This window comes from Deltaproteobacteria bacterium (assembly GCA_016218975.1).
Lineage (GTDB): Bacteria > Desulfobacterota > Deferrimicrobia > Deferrimicrobiales > Deferrimicrobiaceae > JAENIX01.
The window spans coordinates 1-17,951 of record JACRCO010000007.1 but is presented as its reverse complement, the minus strand read 5'-3'; the positions used below and the strand labels follow the sequence as shown (position 1 = coordinate 17,951).

Annotated in this window: 11 protein-coding genes and 1 pseudogene; 10 read left to right on the top strand and 2 right to left on the bottom strand. The window is 60.6% G+C overall.

The window, feature by feature from the left end; genetic code table 11:
- Positions 1-127: 127 nt before the first annotated feature.
- Both HY896_01185 and HY896_01180 read right to left on the bottom strand, forming a co-directional pair.
- The gene (locus HY896_01185) at positions 128-3,451 is read right to left on the bottom strand and encodes a FecR domain-containing protein (GenBank protein MBI5574957.1); all 3,324 of its coding nucleotides are present in this window, start codon (positions 3,449-3,451) and stop codon (positions 128-130) included.
- A gap of 22 nt (positions 3,452-3,473) precedes the next feature.
- Entirely contained in the window at positions 3,474-5,522 is a 2,049-nt protein-coding gene (locus tag HY896_01180) for an adenylate/guanylate cyclase domain-containing protein (protein MBI5574956.1), read from the bottom strand.
- Positions 5,523-6,535: 1,013 nt separating this feature from the next.
- On the opposite strand from HY896_01180, the gene HY896_01175 reads away from it, so the two are divergent.
- From HY896_01175 to HY896_01130, 10 genes and pseudogenes are all read left to right on the top strand, one after another.
- Entirely contained in the window at positions 6,536-7,756 is a 1,221-nt protein-coding gene (locus HY896_01175; GenBank protein ID MBI5574955.1) for a 4Fe-4S dicluster domain-containing protein, read from the top strand.
- Positions 7,753-8,124, top strand: a pseudogene (locus HY896_01170) (CoB--CoM heterodisulfide reductase iron-sulfur subunit A family protein). Before HY896_01175 ends, HY896_01170 begins: the two are co-directional and overlap by 4 nt.
- Before the next feature lie 105 nt (positions 8,125-8,229).
- Positions 8,230-8,634, top strand: coding sequence for an NAD(P)H-dependent oxidoreductase subunit E (locus tag HY896_01165; protein ID MBI5574954.1), 405 nt, complete (start codon positions 8,230-8,232; stop codon positions 8,632-8,634).
- A gap of 103 nt (positions 8,635-8,737) precedes the next feature.
- Positions 8,738-10,519 carry an NADH-quinone oxidoreductase subunit NuoF gene (locus HY896_01160; protein MBI5574953.1) on the top strand — a complete coding sequence of 594 codons (1,782 nt, stop codon included), beginning with the start codon at positions 8,738-8,740 and terminating at the stop codon, positions 10,517-10,519.
- Complete coding sequence (locus HY896_01155) at positions 10,516-13,788, top strand: FAD-dependent oxidoreductase (protein ID MBI5574952.1); 3,273 nt, start codon at positions 10,516-10,518, stop codon at positions 13,786-13,788. Before HY896_01160 ends, HY896_01155 begins: the two co-directional genes overlap by 4 nt.
- Complete coding sequence (locus tag HY896_01150; protein ID MBI5574951.1) at positions 13,677-14,216, top strand: hydrogenase iron-sulfur subunit; 540 nt, start codon at positions 13,677-13,679, stop codon at positions 14,214-14,216. Before HY896_01155 ends, HY896_01150 begins: the two co-directional genes overlap by 112 nt.
- A gap of 14 nt (positions 14,217-14,230) precedes the next feature.
- Positions 14,231-14,428 carry a hypothetical protein gene (locus HY896_01145; GenBank protein MBI5574950.1) on the top strand — a complete coding sequence of 66 codons (198 nt, stop codon included), beginning with the start codon at positions 14,231-14,233 and terminating at the stop codon, positions 14,426-14,428.
- 37 nt (positions 14,429-14,465) lie between these two features.
- The gene (locus HY896_01140) at positions 14,466-15,389 is read left to right on the top strand and encodes a methyl viologen-reducing hydrogenase (GenBank protein ID MBI5574949.1); all 924 of its coding nucleotides are present in this window, start codon (positions 14,466-14,468) and stop codon (positions 15,387-15,389) included.
- A gap of 12 nt (positions 15,390-15,401) precedes the next feature.
- Positions 15,402-16,850: a Ni/Fe hydrogenase subunit alpha gene (locus HY896_01135; GenBank protein MBI5574948.1), complete on the top strand. Its 1,449-nt coding sequence runs from the start codon at positions 15,402-15,404 to the stop codon at positions 16,848-16,850.
- A 350-nt stretch (positions 16,851-17,200) separates the two neighbouring features.
- Complete coding sequence (locus HY896_01130) at positions 17,201-17,578, top strand: hypothetical protein (GenBank protein ID MBI5574947.1); 378 nt, start codon at positions 17,201-17,203, stop codon at positions 17,576-17,578.
- Positions 17,579-17,951: the final 373 nt, after the last annotated feature.

Genomic DNA, 17,951 nt, shown 5'->3' with positions numbered 1-17,951 from the left:
TGGCCGCTCCCGCCATCCATGGCTCCCGCGGCACTTGTCCATCCATGGACGTCGCCCGTATCCGCCGCCGCAGTAGAACCCTGTTGAGAAATGCGGGTTAACCCTGAAGCGATCAATTCATATTAAGTCAGAGCGCCAGCGTAAATTTGAAGTACACCGTGCGTTTGGGTTGGATGACGGGATTGAACGGATCCGTGTCCTGGTACCTGAACGACCGATCGAAAAGGTTTTTCCCCTCAATCGAGACTATGCCGGTGCGTCCCGGCAGCCGGTAACTTGCGGAAGCGTCGGTTAGCCAGAACCTTTCCGAGCCGGGGACTGCGGTGGACAATCCCGGCCCCACGAACGATCCCTGCGCCAGGAACCTGCCGTCCTGCCGGAAGAACGTCTCCTTGATGCAGAAGGAAAACCCGCCAGGGTGATAAAAATTCACTCCCAACGGTACCCGGTGCGATGAAAGGTGTTCGATCCCCGCCGTAAATTCCGGGTCGCGGTCGACAAACTCATAAAGGTATTCAACGCCAAACGCAACCCACGTGTCTGGCGTCCAATACAGGTATCCTCGGCCCAGCCGTTCCTTCCAGTCGTAATCCTTTGGCCTGGTCGGTGCGAGGGGATCGAATCCGCGAACAATCAGATCCCTTCTGGAATATTCCACTCCTCCATGGATATCGGCAGAAAATTTCCGGTCGACGCCTATACCGTACCTCCACGACTGCGTACCCTGGGAATCCCTGTAGAACTGGTTGAACCCGGCAACATGGGTCGGCTCTATCGTCTGGTTCGTGGGCGGAAGGTTTTTCCTCAGAACCCGGAATGCGGCAGCGCGGAACGTCGTCCCCGGAAGCGCGTTCCATGTTACCCCGAATTTTGGATTGAACTGGTTTCGGTCTGCAACAGTCCCCTTGGCATCACGGAGAAAATCACCGCTTGCGCCGAGCGTCCATGTTACATTCCGCGGATACCGGAGATGCGAGTACAGGTACAGGTTGGAATGGCTGATGTCATTTTCAGTGGATGTGGAACTGCTGGTAAGTATAATGCCCGATGACGACATCACCATGTCATCGACCGAGTTGCTGTCCAGCCTGACAAATCCCCCTCCGGCGACGATGTTCATTCGTTCGGACCGCAGAAGGTACTGGACTTCGCCGCTGTAATCCTTTTGTTCCGTTCTCAATTCATCCACTATATCGACCGGGAAGAACGGGTCGTCGAAACGCACGCCCAGATGACTCGGGAATCGCGATTTCCGGTAAAAAATAGAAGAAATCATGTTCGAGCCGGGCGACAATTCATGGCGGATCCCGAGCCGGATCGAGCGGGTCCTTGACTCGGACCTGGAATCGGGAAGAAAACTTGCCGGATCGAAATTCAGCGTGAGATCCCCCTGCACGACGTTGGTGTACTGAAACTCCGACTGTATGGCGGTCTTGTGCGAGATGCTCCACTGTGCGAACACATCGTAGATGTTCTGGCGCAGATCGTTGTTGGTCCGGAACCCGTCCGTCTGGTAATGGAACTGTCCCAGGCTGTATGAGAATTTCCCTGAGACGGCCGAAAAAGCGATCTCGTCGCCGAGGGTATGATTGCTTCCGCCCACGCCGCTGGCCTGGAGAGCGTACCCGTTCCGAAGGAACAACGGATTGAATTCGTTGAAGGAGATCCTCGAAGGTCCCGCGCCGCTCAATATCCGAAGATCGCTCTGCCCGAGCTGGGGCTGCAACGGTGTGAGGTTTATGGGCTGTAGAAGCTGCGACTGAAGCAGTTCACTCACCCTCGCGATCTCGTGGCGAGGCAGGACGGAATAGCTGTCCGCAAGGAAGCGGTGCGCGGAATGGTTGGCCGGGTCGGCTTGCAGGGACTTCCAGCCTTCCGCCAGCGCAAGCTGCTGGAATCCCAAATCGCCGTAGATGCGTCCAAGGCTCGCGCTCCGCGCCGCCAGGTCTTCGTCGAGCAGCAGGCGCGAACGGTAGACAGCCCGGTTGTCGTTCAGCGAAATCGATTTTTCCAGGTCGCGCAACGCCTCTACGGGCCGGTTCAGCGTCTGCTTGCGTATGGCGTCGTAGAAGAACGGCGTCGGGTCGGACGGGTCGAGCTCCTTCGCCAACTCCAACTGTGACGATGCGTGCCGGTCCCGCTTCTCCTCGTAGTAGGCTTTTCCGAGGTAACTGCGGACGAGCGAATTGCCCGGATCGAGGCTTGCGGCGATCTCGATTTCCCTCCTGCCGCCTGACAGTTCCCCGTCCCTTATCATGGCAAGCCCCATTCCCAGCCGCGGCATCGGATCCGCCTGGTCGAGGGAGATAGCTTTGCCGAAAGCCTCCCGTGAAGCGACGGTCTCCACCCTGGCCAGCAAGGCAAACCCCAGCACCGCCTGCGTCCTCCCCAGGCCGGGATCGAGCCTCGCCGCCCGGTTCGCCGCCGCAAGCGCCCCATCCAGGTCGCCGAAGGACATCCTAAGTTCCGCGAGCCTCGCCCATGCCAGCGCATTTCCCGGCTCCAGCTTCAATGCCTCATCGACGGCGGCGACCGCGCCCGCAAGATCGAAACGGGACTGCTTCGCGTATGACAAGGCGATCCGGGCCGAGGCGGAGCGCGGGTCGGATTCCACCGCCCGCCCCGCAAGAGAATGGGCCTTCTCCTTGTCATTCTGCGCGACGGCGATGACGGATTGAAGCGCAAGCGCCGATGCGTCCCCCGGCGATTTTTCAAGAGCCTTTTCGATCTCCGCCCCCGCTTCATCCGCGCGCCCTACATCGAGCAGCCTGGAAACCCGGAGCTTCCAATCCTCCATACCCGAAGGAACGGCCTCCGGACGAATGGAAATGATCGGTGGATAATAAAGCGTCCAGCGGACCGCATCCCGGGGGCGCGCCGCGATTTGCAGCACCGGAGGCTTGCCCTCATCCGCCACCGCGGTCTGCCCCGACGCCAGCCTGACGCTGCCGAAAGCGTTCACGGCCGCGACCGTTCCTTCGAAGCAGGACACGGAAGTACGCCCCGGGACGACCGAAACGCAAAACTCGGTTCCCTCGACGCCCGCGTTCATGTACGGAGTGTTGACCTTGAAACTCTTCGGAGTGCGGGTGATGAACCAGGCAATCCCCGAAAGAAGATCGAGGAGCACGGACCGTTCCTTTTCCGGTTCATGGAACCGGACCGCCGTGTTCTGATCCAGGCGCAGCAGGGTCTCGTTAGGAAGGAGAAGGTCCGCCCTCCCTTTATCCAACACCCGGATCGTGTCTCCGGAGCATAACGTGTCGTTCTGTTTGACCGGCTGCGGCCGGCTGTCGCCCGGGCGCTGAACCTGGACGATCCCCTGCGCCGAAACGACCTTGGCCGTCCACTGCGCGCAGGTTTCCGCCGCTGCATACGGAACGATGGATACCGACAACAGAAGAAATGATAAAAAAATCCCGGAAAATATCCATCGGCCGCAACGCATCATGAAACGGTCCGCGCCCCCCCTGCTACTTTTGAAATATCCGGATCACTCCGCCCCACGTCTCCTCTTGAGGAGGATTGTCGCAGTATTGCCTGCAAAGGTTCAAATAAAAAATGGAAGGGCCGTCTCCTCCCATCCGTTCGAGAGCCTTGCTGAATATTGCAATCGCATCCGCGAACGACCGATCACGAAACCGCTCCAAACCTTCGGCGAATTTCCCGGACAGCCACACCAGCCGCTCATCCGCGTCATCCCGCATGCAGAGAATCTCGTGGACGACGGTGGGGTTGGACTTTCCCGCGAGGAGGAACGTCCCCACTTCACGAGTCAAAAACCCGTCGAGACCGCGGACCACTTCATCCGTCGCGAGTATCCGGGTCCCGAGTTGCTTGTTGAGGCCCTCGATCCTGGTGGCAGTGTTTACTATGTCGCCGACGGGCCGATACTCGTAATGGTCCATCGCGCCGAGGTTGCCGAGCAGAATGCGGCCGGAGTGGAGGGCTATGCGCGTTGGATATCTTGCAGGGTCGCGTTCGCTGTCAGCCCGCCCGACAGCCACGGCTATATCGAGCGCCGCAAGGCACGCAAGTTTTCTCTGGGAGGATTCCCCGCTCGCCGACGCCCAGAGGGCCAGCATGGAGTCGGCGACCACGTTCGAAACCGTGCCCTGGTGCTTTTTCACGGGGGCGAAGAGCGTTTCATAGTACCTGTTCATGAAACCGCCCAGCTCCTGCGGGCCCATGGATTCGGACAGTGAAGTGTAATTTTCGGCGTCAGTGACCAGGCACGTTCCGTAGACGAGCTGGTCGCTTGCCTTGAGGTACGAGAGGTCCCTCGCAAGCCTGTCGACAACTTCGTTCGGCAGGTAGTGCTCGAACGCGAACCGGATATTGCGGCGTTCCTTGTTCACGTCGAGGTATTGCCAGGTCAGGGCGGCGACCAACCCCATTGGCGCCTGGAGGAACACCGGAACGATTACGGGATACCACGAAGAGGAGGCGAACTGGAAACTAACTGCCATAACATAGAGAACGGACAGTCCAAGCGCGGAACCCGCGGCGTGCAACGGCGGAAGCGATCGGCACAGGACGCCGATCCCCAGCCCCCAAAGGAATAACAGGGCCGCCAAAGCGCCGGCGTGCGGGGGCCGCAGGAAATCGTTCTCCAGGAAATTTGCGAACGCCGTCGCCGCGATCTCCACCCCGCTGAGCTCGAGTCCGCCCGTCTTGGTGAATACGGTATGGAAGCCGTCTATCTGCTCCTGCTGAAGCAGCTCCGAAGACCCCACGAAGATCGCCTTGCCTCTTACATCGATTTCCCTTTCCGCCGGAGCGCCCTTGTCCGCGAGGCGCAGCGCCTGGAAATAAGGGATCGTGGGGATGGTCCGGGCGCCACCGTAAAAGTTCAGGTAGGCGAAATCCTCACCGCCGTGCATGCGTGCAAACTCATCATATGCAGCGGGCGAAGCGTACAACCGGAATGCAACCACTGGAAGCGTCGGAGTGTCGCCCGCACCCGTCCTGAACGTCCATGTCCTGGTAACCTTGGCGGGAACCTTGGGAAGGGGGAACGGCGCTTTGGCGGCGGCGGATTCCGCGAACGACGGAAGGGGAGAAACCAGTTTCGACATGCCGACGTCAGCCCGGGGTGTCTCCTTCAGATCCCCCATCGAAAGCCTCTCCGTCTGAAGGCGTTCGCAGAGAACGACGTTGCGCGCATTGCGGAACGATTCCGCAAGCCGTTCGTCATCCGACGGGATCCGCGGGTCTTCGAAGAAGACGTCGAACGCTATCACCGCCGCCCCGTTTTCCGACAGGACGTCGGTAAGCCGCGCGTGGAGCGACCGCGGCCATTTCCGCAGGTCGTGCGGCAGATCCATTCGATCCGACGAAGCCTTGTCTATGCTGACTATGACGACTTCCGGCGGGGGCTTCCTCGGCCCCCTCAGACGGAACAGCAACTCCAGGCCAAGGTCTTCCTCGAGGGCAAGACCGAAAGGAGCGAGGCCGATTCCAACCCCCGCCGCTCCGATGAAGAGCCCGAGGATCAAGGAGCCGACCCGGCGGGAGATCATGACGTCATCCGCATTCGAGCGATTCCCTTCCATCCCCTGTCGAGCCGATGGTATAGCGAACAATCCTAATTCTTATAACCGGGTATTGAAATTTTCAAGGAAAAACGACGATATACATTCGGACCGATATAACAATTATTTCGAATATCTCGAAAAATAGCCGTCAACGGGTCAGCCAGGAACGCGAACGAAGGGTGATCGCGGCGTACGGGAAGATCCAGGACAGGGTAAAGAAAGCGAAGTATGAATAGAAGATGAGGATGCTCGGGCGGACGAAGAAACGGGTTCAATGATATTTTCGGATGCCGTACATCAGGGGCTGGAAGATATCGAAGGTTACGCTCAGGTAGACGACGCCGAACAACCCAAAAAGTATTAGCCCGCGAAAGATCCAATCCACAACAGAATCGCCGGAGGGGGCGTTCATCCCCTCCCGGAACGGATTGACGGACTCGGACCGGTTTGACGGCATCCCCTTGAATAACCCCACCCTTACCGGATTCGAGGTAAATTATCTTGGAAAACCGAATTTACGACCGTTTTATTTTTCCGTGCGAAACCGCCCTTTCCAGTATGTTTTACCGGTACATCTGGAAAAAAAATAGTGTTTTGAATTGAATGTGATTCCCAACGAAGCTTTCCGCCGGGGTACGATTATCAAACGGTTCCTCCGGATCGAGTAATGCAGGCCGTTCCGATGCGTATTTCCCCATATTTTTAACGCATTATTGGGCATATCCATGGGAACGAATTCATATTTCCCTCACCGGATTTTTTATTTCCGCGCCTTTCCGCGGGTCCCATACGACAAAATAAACGGCGGCCCCCATCTCTCTTGACATGGAATAGAACATGGATTACATTTCCACAGGTTCCCGCTTTTGGGGAAGCGGGGATTTCGCCTCCAACCGCCTTATAACCGTTTTCGTAATAAAACGGGGCAAGACGTCTACTCGCTCCACGTTGGGCTCGTTGTCTGTCTGACACTAAAGGGAACGAGAGGAACACGGCTGGTGCCATCCGCCTCTCTCCGAAAAACGCAAGTCACCCCCTCTCTCCCTTCCGAAATCCGTAAATATGGCCGATTCGAATCCGTCAAGTGCCTCAACTGCGGCACGTGCACGATAACCTGCGACCTGACAAGCGATGCGGCTTCCTTCCCCCGCAGGCCGATCCAGTTCGCGCTTCTCGGATTGAAGGAGATGGTTCTCGAAGGCCTCGAGCCGTGGCTCTGCCACGACTGCGGCGACTGCTCGACGAAATGCCCGCAGCAGGCCGAGCCGGGGGATTCGATGGCCACGCTCCGCCGCTACCTCATAGCGCAATATGACTGGACGGGCCTTTCCGGAAGGATGTTCAGCTCGAAGGCCTGGGCTGCCGGGTCCCTTCTCATCACCGGGTTCCTGGTCCTCCTGCTGGCGGCCCTTTACCACGTGTACGCGGTGGGATTGAGCGTCGGCGATCTCGTCTCCACGCCGATGAAACTGGATCACATGTTCGGCACGATCACGTGGTTCACTCTCTTCGTGATCCTCGTTCCGTTCTTGATCCTGCTGTCGCATGGCTACCGCATGTACCGGTTCACATTAGGACGAGAGGCGGGCGCTTCTATCCCGCTCCCCCTCCTGCTTTCCGAAGCGAAAATGTTCTTCTTCCACCTGTCGGCGCAACCGGGGATGAAAAAATGCCCGGAGCCTGAGCGGAAAAACCGACGGGTGAAACACCTGACGCTCGCCGCCGGCTGCACGCTGATGCTCTTGATACTTGTGTTCGCCCTGCGGTGGTTCCAGACCGACTTGCCATACCCGGTCTACGACCCCCAACGGTGGCTCGGGTATCTCATAACGGCCGCTCTCCTATATGGGGCCGGCGACATTCTCATCGGACACCTCCAGAAGAAGGAGCCGCTTCATAAAAGATCCGACTTTGCGGACTACGTGCTTCCGTTGCTCCTGTTCCTGACCGCTTTGAGCGGGATCTCGGTGCATGTATTGCGGTACCTGGCCCACGGGATGGAAACCGATGGCCTCTCGACGGCAGCCCATGGTTATGCAATGGCAACGCTTTTCATGTACGCCCTTCACCTGGCCATCGCCGTCCCGATGCTTGTGATCGAAATGCCGTTCGGGCGATGGTCCCACATGATCTACCGGCCCCTGGCGCTCTTCTTCCAGGCCGTCCGGGAGAAGACCGCCGCACTGAATGCGCCGGGAGAGGAAAAAAGCGCGGCATGAACTCGGGAGAAACGCGCCGGAAAGTCGGCTCCGCCATGGTCCTGGGAGGCGGAATCGGCGGGATGGAGGCGGCGCTCGCGCTCGCGGACTCCGGCATCAAGGTCTATCTCGTCGACGCCAAGCCGTCCATCGGCGGGGCGATGTCGCAGCTCGACAAGACGTTCCCGACGAACGACTGCGCGATGTGCACGATGGCGCCGCGGCTGGTCGCCATCGGCAGGCACAAGGACATCGAGATCCTTTCCCAGTCGGACGTGGAGAAGATCGAGGGCGGGCCCGGGAACTTCACGGTCCGGGTGAAAAAACGCACCCGCTTCATCGACGAGTCGAAATGCACCGGCTGCGGAACCTGCGTGGCCAACTGCCCCGCGCGGAACAAGGTCCAGCCGCTGGCCCCGTCGGCGCCCGTGCCGGAGGAAAAATTCCGGGATAAGACCGCGGCGATCCTCTCGAAACACCTGGGGAAGGACGGCATGCTGATGCCGATCCTCCAGGAGATAAACGCGGAGTTCAACTACCTGCCGGAGGATGTGCTGCAATACGTGGCGCGGGAGACCGGCTACCCGCTCTCCCACATTTACAAGGTGGCGACCTTCTACGGCTCGTTCAGCACCGTCCCGCGGGGGAAGCACCTCATCAGCGTCTGCCTGGGAACGGCGTGCTACGTGAAGGGAAGCGAGCGGCTGATGGAAAAAATCAGCGACCGGCTCGAAGTCAAGGTCGGGGAGACGACGCGGGACATGCGGTTCACGCTCAAGCCCGCCCGGTGCATCGGCTGTTGCGGCCTGGCGCCCGCGATCATGATCGACAACGTGGTATACGGCAAGCTGACGGGGAAAGAGATCCCGAAAATCCTGGACAAGTACAAGGCCGGTTGACATGCCCGGACTCTCCGGAAACGGATTGGAAAAAAAGAGGGAAGCGGCGCGGGAGGAGATCTCCCGCAGGAACGCCGCGCTCCGGGGGAAGATCACCGTCCACATGGGGACGTGCGGGATCGCCGCGGGCGCGGGCGAAGTGCTTTCGGCCTTTCGTGCTGAAGTGGGAAAGAACGGCCTGGGCGACATGGGGCTTTGCACCTCCGGATGCGCCGGGATGTGTTCGAAGGAACCCATGGTGACCGTGGAAACGAAGGGCGGGCCCGCCGTCCTGTACGGAGACGTCACGCCGGAGAAGGCGCTACGGATACTGAAGGACCACCTTCAGGGAGGGACCCCGGTGCGCGAGTACGCCCTCGGAATCGGGGCGGAAAGGGACGAAATACCGTTCTTCCGAAAGCAGAAGGCGATCGTGCTGCGGAACCGGGGGATCATCGATCCGGACAGGATCGACGAGTACATCGCCCGTGACGGATACGCGGCCCTGGAAAAGGCCCTGGGAACGATGACGCCGGACGAAGTGATCGAGGAAATCAAGAAGTCCGGCTTGCGGGGGCGCGGGGGGGCGGGATTCCCGACGGGGAAAAAGTGGGAAATCTGCCGCGCTGAAGAAAAGGCGCCGAAGTACCTCATCGGCAACTGCGACGAAGGGGACCCCGGTGCCTACATGGACCGGAGCATCTTCGAATCGGATCCCCATGCGGTCATCGAAGGGATGACGATCGCCGCCTACGCCGTGGGCGCTTCCCACGGCTATTTCTACATCCGGACGGAATACCCGCTCGCCATAAGGAGCGCGCAGGCTGCCCTCTCACAGGCCAGGGAACACGGACTCCTCGGCGCGAACATCCTGGGGTCGTCTTTCGGCTTCGACATAGAGATCAGGGAGGGCTCCGGCGCCTTCGTGTGCGGAGAGGAAAGCTCCCTCATCCATTCGATCGAAGGGGAAAGCCCCGAACCGAAACAGCGCCCCCCTTTCCCCGCACAGGCGGGGATCTGGGGATGCCCCACCGTCATCAACAATGTGGAATCCCTGGCGACCGTACCCGCGATCCTCCGCGAGGGGGCGGAATGGTTCTCTCGGATCGGCACCCCGACGAGCAAGGGAACGAAGATCTTCTCTCTCGTCGGCGCGATCAATAACACGGGGCTGATCGAGGTCCCAATGGGGATCACACTGCGGGAGATCGTGTTCGAAATCGGCGGCGGAATCCAGGGAAACCGGAAATTCAAAGCCCTCCAGACCGGCGGCCCTTCGGGCGGCTGCCTTCCCGAGAGCATGCTCGACCTCCCCGTGGATTACGAAAGTCTGGCGAAGTCCGGCTCGATGATGGGATCCGGCGGGATGATCGTCATCGACGAAGACACCTGCATGGTCGACGTCGCGAAATTCTTCGTCCAGTTCACCAACGACGAGTCGTGCGGGAAATGCGTCTCCTGCCGGGACGGAAGCGACGCGCTGCTCGAAGTCCTTACGAGGATCGCCAACGGCGAGGGCCGCGAGGGGGACCTGGAATTTCTCGATGAGCTTTGCCTGGCCGTCAAGAACGCCTCCATGTGCGGCCTCGGGGCCACCCTTCCCAACCCCGTTCTCTCGACTATGAAATATTTCCGTGAGGAGTACGAAGCGCACATACGGGACAGGAAATGCCCCGCGCTGGTCTGCCGGAACCTGATCCGGTATTTCATCCAGCCCGAAAAGTGCAACGGGTGCCGACTTTGCGCGAAAAACTGCCCCGTCGACGCGATTTCCGGTGATACGAAAACCGTCCACGTCATCGATCACGCCAAGTGCACCAGGTGCGGCGTCTGTCTTGAGGTGTGCCCCCCGAAAGTGTCGGCGGTCATGAAGGTCACGGGACCGCCGGGCCCGGAGGGAACATGATCCGCCTCACGGTGAACGGACAGAGCGTCGAGGTCGAGGCGGGAACGAAGCTTCTCTCCGCGGTCGAGAAGATCGGGGTCAAGGTGCCGACCCTGTGCCACCACAAGGCGCTCACGCCGTACGGCGCCTGCCGGCTCTGCGTGGTCGAAGTCCAGGCGCCGGGCAGGGGTCCCGCGCTCCACGCTTCCTGCTCCTATCCCGCGATCGACGGGATCTCCGTCCTCACCGATACGGAGAGGGTCCGCAGGGCCCGGAAGATCGTCGCGGAGCTTCTCCTTGCCCGATGTCCGGGGTCGGACGTCATCCGGAGGATCGCCTCGGATCTCGGCGTTAAGGAGCCGCGGATCGCGAGCAAAAACGACGACTGCGTCTATTGCGGGCTCTGCGTCCGGATGTGCGCGGAGCGGATGGGCCGGAGCGCTGTCGGCTTTTCGGGGAGGGGCCCGAGGAAGCGGCTCGAGTCGCCCTTCGGGAAGCACAACGGAATCTGCTGGACGTGCGGGGCGTGCGATTTCATCTGCCCCGTCGGGAAGAAAGTGTCTTCCCTCACCAGCGGGAAGGATACGGTCCCGATCCACAACGAATACAACCTGAACCTGGACAGGCGTCCCGCCGTCTCCATCCTCTACCCGCAGGCGGTCCCGAACAAACCGGTGATCGACAAGGAGACCTGCCTCCACCTCAACCACGACGTGTGCGGGATCTGCGAGGCGGTGTGCGAGGCCAAGGCGATCGACTACAAGCGGCAGGACGAAACCGTAGAGCTGAACGTCGGCGCGGTCGTTCTTTCCCCGGGGTTCGAGCTCTTCGACCCGAAGGTCAAGGAGGACCTGGGGTACGGGCGGTACCGTAATGTACTGACGGCCCTCGAATTCGAGCGGATCCTCTCCGCCTCCGGGCCGTTCTCCGGCGAAGTGCTGCGGCCGTCCGACCGGAGCCATCCGAAACGGATCGCTTTCCTGCAATGCGTCGGGTCGAGGGACCACGAGAGGGACTACTGCTCCTCCGTCTGCTGCATGTACGCCACCAAGGAAGCGGTGATCGCGAAGGAGCACTCGAAGGAAGCGCTGCACTGCGACATCTTCTTCATGGACGTCCGGGCATACGGAAAAGGGTTCGAGGCCTACTACGAGACGGCGAAGAAGAACGGCGTGGGCTACATCCGGTGCCGGGTCCCGTCCGTCGAGGAGATCCCGGAGACGGGGAACCTGAAGGTCCACTACCTTGCCGAGGACGACCGGAAAGCTTCCTTGGAGTACGACCTCGTCGTCCTCTCCGTCGGCATGCAGCCGCCAAAAAAAGCGCAGGAGCTCGCCGCGACATTCGGGTTCGAATTGAACGACCACCGCTTCTGCCGGACCTCCGCCTTCCGGCCGATCGAGTCGACTCGGGACGGGGTTTTCGTGGCGGGGCCGTTCACGGAGCCGAAGGACATCCCGGAGACGGTCATGCAGGGGGGCGCCTCCGCGTCGAAGGTCCTTTCGCTCTTAAGCGACGTCAAGGGCAGCCTGATCCTTCCCAAGGAGTATCCGCCGGAACTGGATGTGGCCGGGCAGGAGCCCCGGGTCGGCGTGTTCGTGTGCCACTGCGGAACGAACATCGCCGGGGTGGTCAACGTTCCGGGGGTCGTCGAATACGCCCGGACGCTCCCGGGGGTGGTCTACGCGGAGAACAACCTCTACACCTGCTCCAACGACGCGCAGGAGCGGATCAAGGAGAAGATCCGGGAGCACAAACTGAACCGCGTCCTGGTCGCCTCCTGCACCCCCCGGACGCACGAACCGCTCTTTCGGAACACGATCCGGGAGGCGGGGCTCAATCCCTATCTCTTCGAAATGGCGAACATCCGGGACCAGTGCTCCTGGGTGCACATGCACGAGCCGGAAAAAGCCACGGCGAAGGCGAAGGACCTGGTGCGCATCGCGGACGCGAAGGCGGTTTTGCTTACACCGCTGCGGAAGGGGTCCGTGAGCGTGACGAAGGCCGCCCTCGTCATCGGGGGCGGGGTCTCCGGCATGACCTCCGCGCTCGACCTGGCGGGCCAGGGGTACGACGTCTACCTCCTGGAAAAGGAGAAGGAGCTCGGCGGGAACCTGCGGCGCCTGCGCTACCTGCTCGACGGCGAAGATCCGCGGCGGGAGCTTTCCTCCCTGCTCGGCAAGGTGGAAGCGAGCGACAAGATCGACGTGCTGACGGAGGCCGGGATCGTGAAGGTGGAGGGCTCCATCGGGCACTTCCGCACGAAGGTCCGGACGAACGGAGAAGATAGGGAGATCGAACACGGGGTGGCGATCGTCGCGACGGGGGCGAAGGAATACCTCCCGAAGGAATACCTATACGGGCAGGACGAACGGGTCCTGACGCAGCTGGAGCTGGAGGAGCGGCTGGCGGCGGACGGGAAACGGTTCCTCGCGGGGACAGGCGGCGCGCCGAAGACGGTCGTCATGATCCAGTGCGTCGGATCGCGGAACGAGGATCGCCCCTACTGCTCGCGGATGTGCTGCTCGGAAGCCGTGAAGAACGCCCTGAAGATCAAGGAGCTCTCGCCGGAAACGAACGTCTACGTCCTGTACCGCGACATCCGGACATACGGGTTCCGGGAGGGGTACTACACGAAGGCACGGCAGGAGGGCGTCGCGTTCGTCCGGTTCGACGAAAACCTCAAACCGGAGGTCGCCGCGAACGGGAAGGGGCTGAACGTCGGCGTCCGCGACACGGTTTTGGGATTCGATCTCGAGATCCCCGCGGACCTGGTCATCCTGTCGGCGGGAACGATCCCGAACGAAGAGAGCAAGGCCCTTGCGCAGCACTTCAAGGTCCCGTTGAACCAGGACGGGTTCTTCCTCGAAGCGCACCTTAAACTTCGGCCGGTGGATTTCGCGACCGACGGGGTCTACCTGTGCGGCCTGGCGCACTCGCCGAAGACGATCGAGGAAAGCATCGTCCAGGCGGGCGCCGCGAGCGCGAAGGCGGCCGTCATCCTCTCGAAGGACGCCCTCGACCTGGAGGCGAACATCTCACACGTGGTCGACGCGAACTGCGACGGATGCGCCTACTGCGTCGACCCCTGTCCGTTCAAGGCGGTCACCCTCCTCGAGTACATGTTCAAGGGGGCGGTCAAGAAGACCGTCGAGATCAACGAAAGTCTCTGCAAGGGATGCGGGACCTGCATGGCGACCTGCCCGAAGAAGGGGGTGTACGTCCGCGGGTTCACGCTCGAGCAGATCGGAGCTCAGATTTCCGCGGCTCTCGAGGCGGCGGGCGGATAAAGAGGCCGACGGTGGAAGACGAAACATTCGAGCCCCTGATCATCGTCCTCGCCTGCAACTGGTGTTCCTACGCCGGCGCGGACCTGGCGGGCGTGTCGCGGCAGCAGTACCCGCCCAACGTCCGGATCATCCGCGTGATGTGCTCCGGCATGGTCCATCCGAACCTCGTCATCAACGCGCTCACCAAGGGGGCGGACGGGGTGATCATGTGCGGGTGCCATCCCGGGGATTGCCATTACCTGGAGGGGAACCTTACGGCGCAGAAGCGGGCGGATGGGATCTTCCTCATGCTGGAGGACTTCGGGATCGAGAACGAGAGGTTCCGCCTGGAATGGGTCTCCGCGTCGGAAGGGGGAAAGTTCGCCGCCGTCATGCGGGAGTTCACCGAGGAGGTCCGCAAGCTGGGTCCGAGCCCGTACCGGACATAGCCCCAGGAGCGCGCATGGAGATCGCCAGGAAATTCGAGGGTAAGAAATACATGTGGGACGGCGCGGAGTACAAGGACGAGTCCGAGGCGCGCGCCGCCCGGGAAAGCTACGCGTCCAACGGCTACGACGCGAGGACGTTTCAGGAAGGGGGGGCGTTCTACGTCTTCACGCGCAAACTGGCTACCGAAGTCAAGGTGGAAAGTGCAACGTAGGAACATGTATTCAACCGTCAGGCGAAGGAGGTAAACCATGGTAAGAGTCGCAGAGGAGTGGTTCTCGATCTGCGGGGGGTGCGAGGTGACCGTTCTCGACATCGGGGAACCGTTGCTGGACCTTCTCCCGAAGCTTCAGTTCGTCCACATGCCGGTTCTCATGGACCACAAGATCTTCGGGCAGACGGGGCAGGGCACGAAGATGGAGATTCCCGAGGCGGAAGTCGGCATCATCTCCGGCGGGATCCGGAACGAGGAGAACCGGGAGCTCGCGAAGGAAATGAGGGCGAAGTGCAAGATACTGATCGCCCTGGGAAGCTGCGCATGCTTCGGCGGGATCCCCGCCCTGGCGAACCAGTTCAAGCTCGAAGAGCTGCTCGACAAGGTGTACCGGGGGTCGAAGTCGACGCCACCCGCGCCCACGCCGGCCACGGACATTCCGCCGCTGACCGACCGGGTCTACGCGCTGGACGAGGTCGTGAAGGTGGATGTCTACCTCCCCGGCTGCCCGACGGCGCCGGAAATCGTGGCGCAGGCGCTCGTATCGCTGCTGGAGGGTAAAGCGTTCTCCCTGCCGGAGAGGAGCGTGTGCGACGACTGCCCGGTGAAGCGGGAGGAGAAGGCGGATATCTCCCTGAAGCGTCCGCTCGAATCGATCATCCCGGAAGGCCAGGCCCTCGAGGGGTCCCGCTGCTTCATGGAGCTCGGCTACCTGTGCCTCGGCCCCGTGACGAGATCCGGCTGCGGCGGGTCCGAGAAGACGCCGCGGTGCATCAAGGGGCGGATGCCGTGCCGGGCCTGCTTCGGCCCGATCCGGAAGGACGCGAATCCGCTCGTCGAAATTATGGGGGCGCTTTCCAGCATCGGCCTCGATCCGAAAACCATCCCGGACCGGGCGGCAACCTTCCAGCGCTACATCGGCGCCCAGGGACGGCTGCGGCCCCTGGCGAAAAGACCGTAAAGGAGGTATGCGATGACACAAAAAATAGTTATCCAGCCGGTGACGAGAATAGAAGGCCATGCCAAGGTGACCATCCAGCTTGACGACGCCGGGAACGTCAAGGACACCAAGGTCAACGTGATCGAGCTTCGGGGGTTCGAGAAGTTCCTCCTCGGAAAGCCCGTGGAGGAGCTGCCGCGGATCGTGACGAGCATCTGCGGCGTGTGCCCCTGGTCCCACCACCTCGCGAGCGCGAAGGCGTGCGACGCCGTCTTCGGCGTGGCGGAGATCCCGTCCGCGGGGAGGAAGCTGCGCGAGCTGTGCAACTTCATCGCCTTCACCGAGGAACACATCCTCCAGTTCTACTTCCTCTCGGGGGCCGACTTCGTGATGGGTCCGGACGCCCCTTACGCCGTGCGGAACGTCATCGGGATCGCCGGGGCTGTGCCCGACGTGGCGAAGACGGTCGTCCGGTGCCGGACACTCGGCGCCCGGATGCTGGATAAGGTTTCGGGGAAATCGATCCATCCGGTCACGGCGGTGCCGGGAGGGTTCAGCAAGGCGCTCACCGCCGAAGAGCGGGACGCGATCAAACCCATGGCGCAGGAGATCCACGAGCTCGCCAAGTTCACGATGGACTATGCGAAGAAGAACATCTTCCCGAAATACCTCGAAGTGGTGAAAACGCTGGGCGTCATCGAGACGGGGTTCCTGGGCACGGTGGGGAAGAACGGCGCCCTTGACCTCTACGACGGAGCCCTGCGGATGATGACCGCCGACGGGAAATACGAGGACTTCGCCTCCGGCCAGTACACGGACCACATCGTGGAGCACGTGGAGCCGTGGACGTACCTCAAGTTTCCCTACATGAAGAAAGCCGGGAAGTTCTCCATGGATCTCGCGGCGCCCTCGGGGATCTACCGGGTGAACACGCTCGCCCGGCTCAACGTCTGCGACGGGATCACTACGCCGCTCGCGCAGAAGGAGTTCGAGGAGTTCCGGAGCGCCTTCGGCAGGCCCGCCCAGCTCACTCTCCTCTACCACTGGGCCCGGCTGATCGAGCTGCTCCACGCCTCGGAACGGATCATCGAGCTTTTGAACGACCCGGAAATCACGAGCACCGAAGTGCGGGTCCCGGTCACGCCGAGGGCCGCGCGCGGCGTCGGTTCCGTGGAGGCGCCGAGAGGAACGCTGATCCACGACTACGAAACCGACGACAACGGGATCGTCACGAACGTCAACCTCATCGTGGCGACCACCAACAACAACGCCGCGATCAACATGTCCGTGCGGCAGGCGGCCTCATTGGTGATCAGGAACGGCGTCTATGACGAAGGGGCGCTCAACAAGGTGGAGATGGCGATCCGAGCCTACGACCCATGCCTCTCCTGCGCGACCCATGCGCTGGATGGAAAGCTGCCCGTGAAGGTGGAAATCGTCGATCCGGAAGGAAAGCAGCTCGACGTGCTGACGAACTGCTGACTACTTCCAGCCCCGCCCCGGTCATCTATCACGGACCGGGGCGGGTTTTTTTATTTCGCGATTATCACCTTGGCACTAAGAGAACGATCAAGTAACCTACGCATAATATGCGAGGATAGCTTAACGGAGGCATACAGACGAAACCGATCCACAATATCCGAAAGATACCGTTAATTGCCTTTACGGCGTCCCAAGTAGCACTCCAACTAAGCGGTTACCAAAACGTTCCGCTTGCCGTAGCATTAACCATATTATGTGCTTTGGCGTTGTTATACTGGGTTGCGACACATGACTCTGTAAAAAGATGGGGAGTAAGTCTATATGCTTCTCATGGGGTTGAATATCCCAAAATGACCCTGACCGTAGCAATATTAATTGGGGCTTTGGTTGGAAGTATTGTAGGGGGTGGGAGTTATCTTCTCTTTAAGAGAATATATCAAAAGGAATATCGTAAAACATCAGAGCAACCAAGCTCTCCAACCAACGAAATTGCCAAATCGCAAGTTGGAAAGGGTAATGTTCTGCCACAAACACCGCCAAAAGAATACCCAACGGCGGAGGAAATTGCAGATACGGTCCGCAAGCGGTTGGCGTTAAAGCAAACACCGACGCAGACAAATATGGACCCACCAGCTTTTCGCGAAAAAATTGAGAGCGTGAGCTTTTCGCTTGGGAATGGATTTATTGTTGACGCCCATGCAAAAAGTCACTCTTTGACAATGGCGTGAATTTCTTGAGGAATCCGTCATTTCCCCCTTGACTTCCGTTGGTCTTTGCGAGACAATTCTCCTTAAATATCATTAGCTTACAGGAGAATTCATGTTCCACGTCCGGGACCGACGCACAGGCTCTCTTTTCGACCCTTGGGCGTACCTGGGACCCAAGCGGAGAAAACTCCTCGACCGGTCCTGGGCCGGGCTCTTCCGCAAGGAGATCCTGCCCGACCTGCCGGTCGAGGCGTGCGTATTCCGACGCAATCCGGCCACCATTCCGAGGCCAAACCGGCCACTGTTCCGACGTGAATCCGGCCACCATTCCGAGGGGAATTCGGCCGGTGTTCCGAGCCGATTCCGGCCACTTTTCCTGGGTGGGTCGGAATTG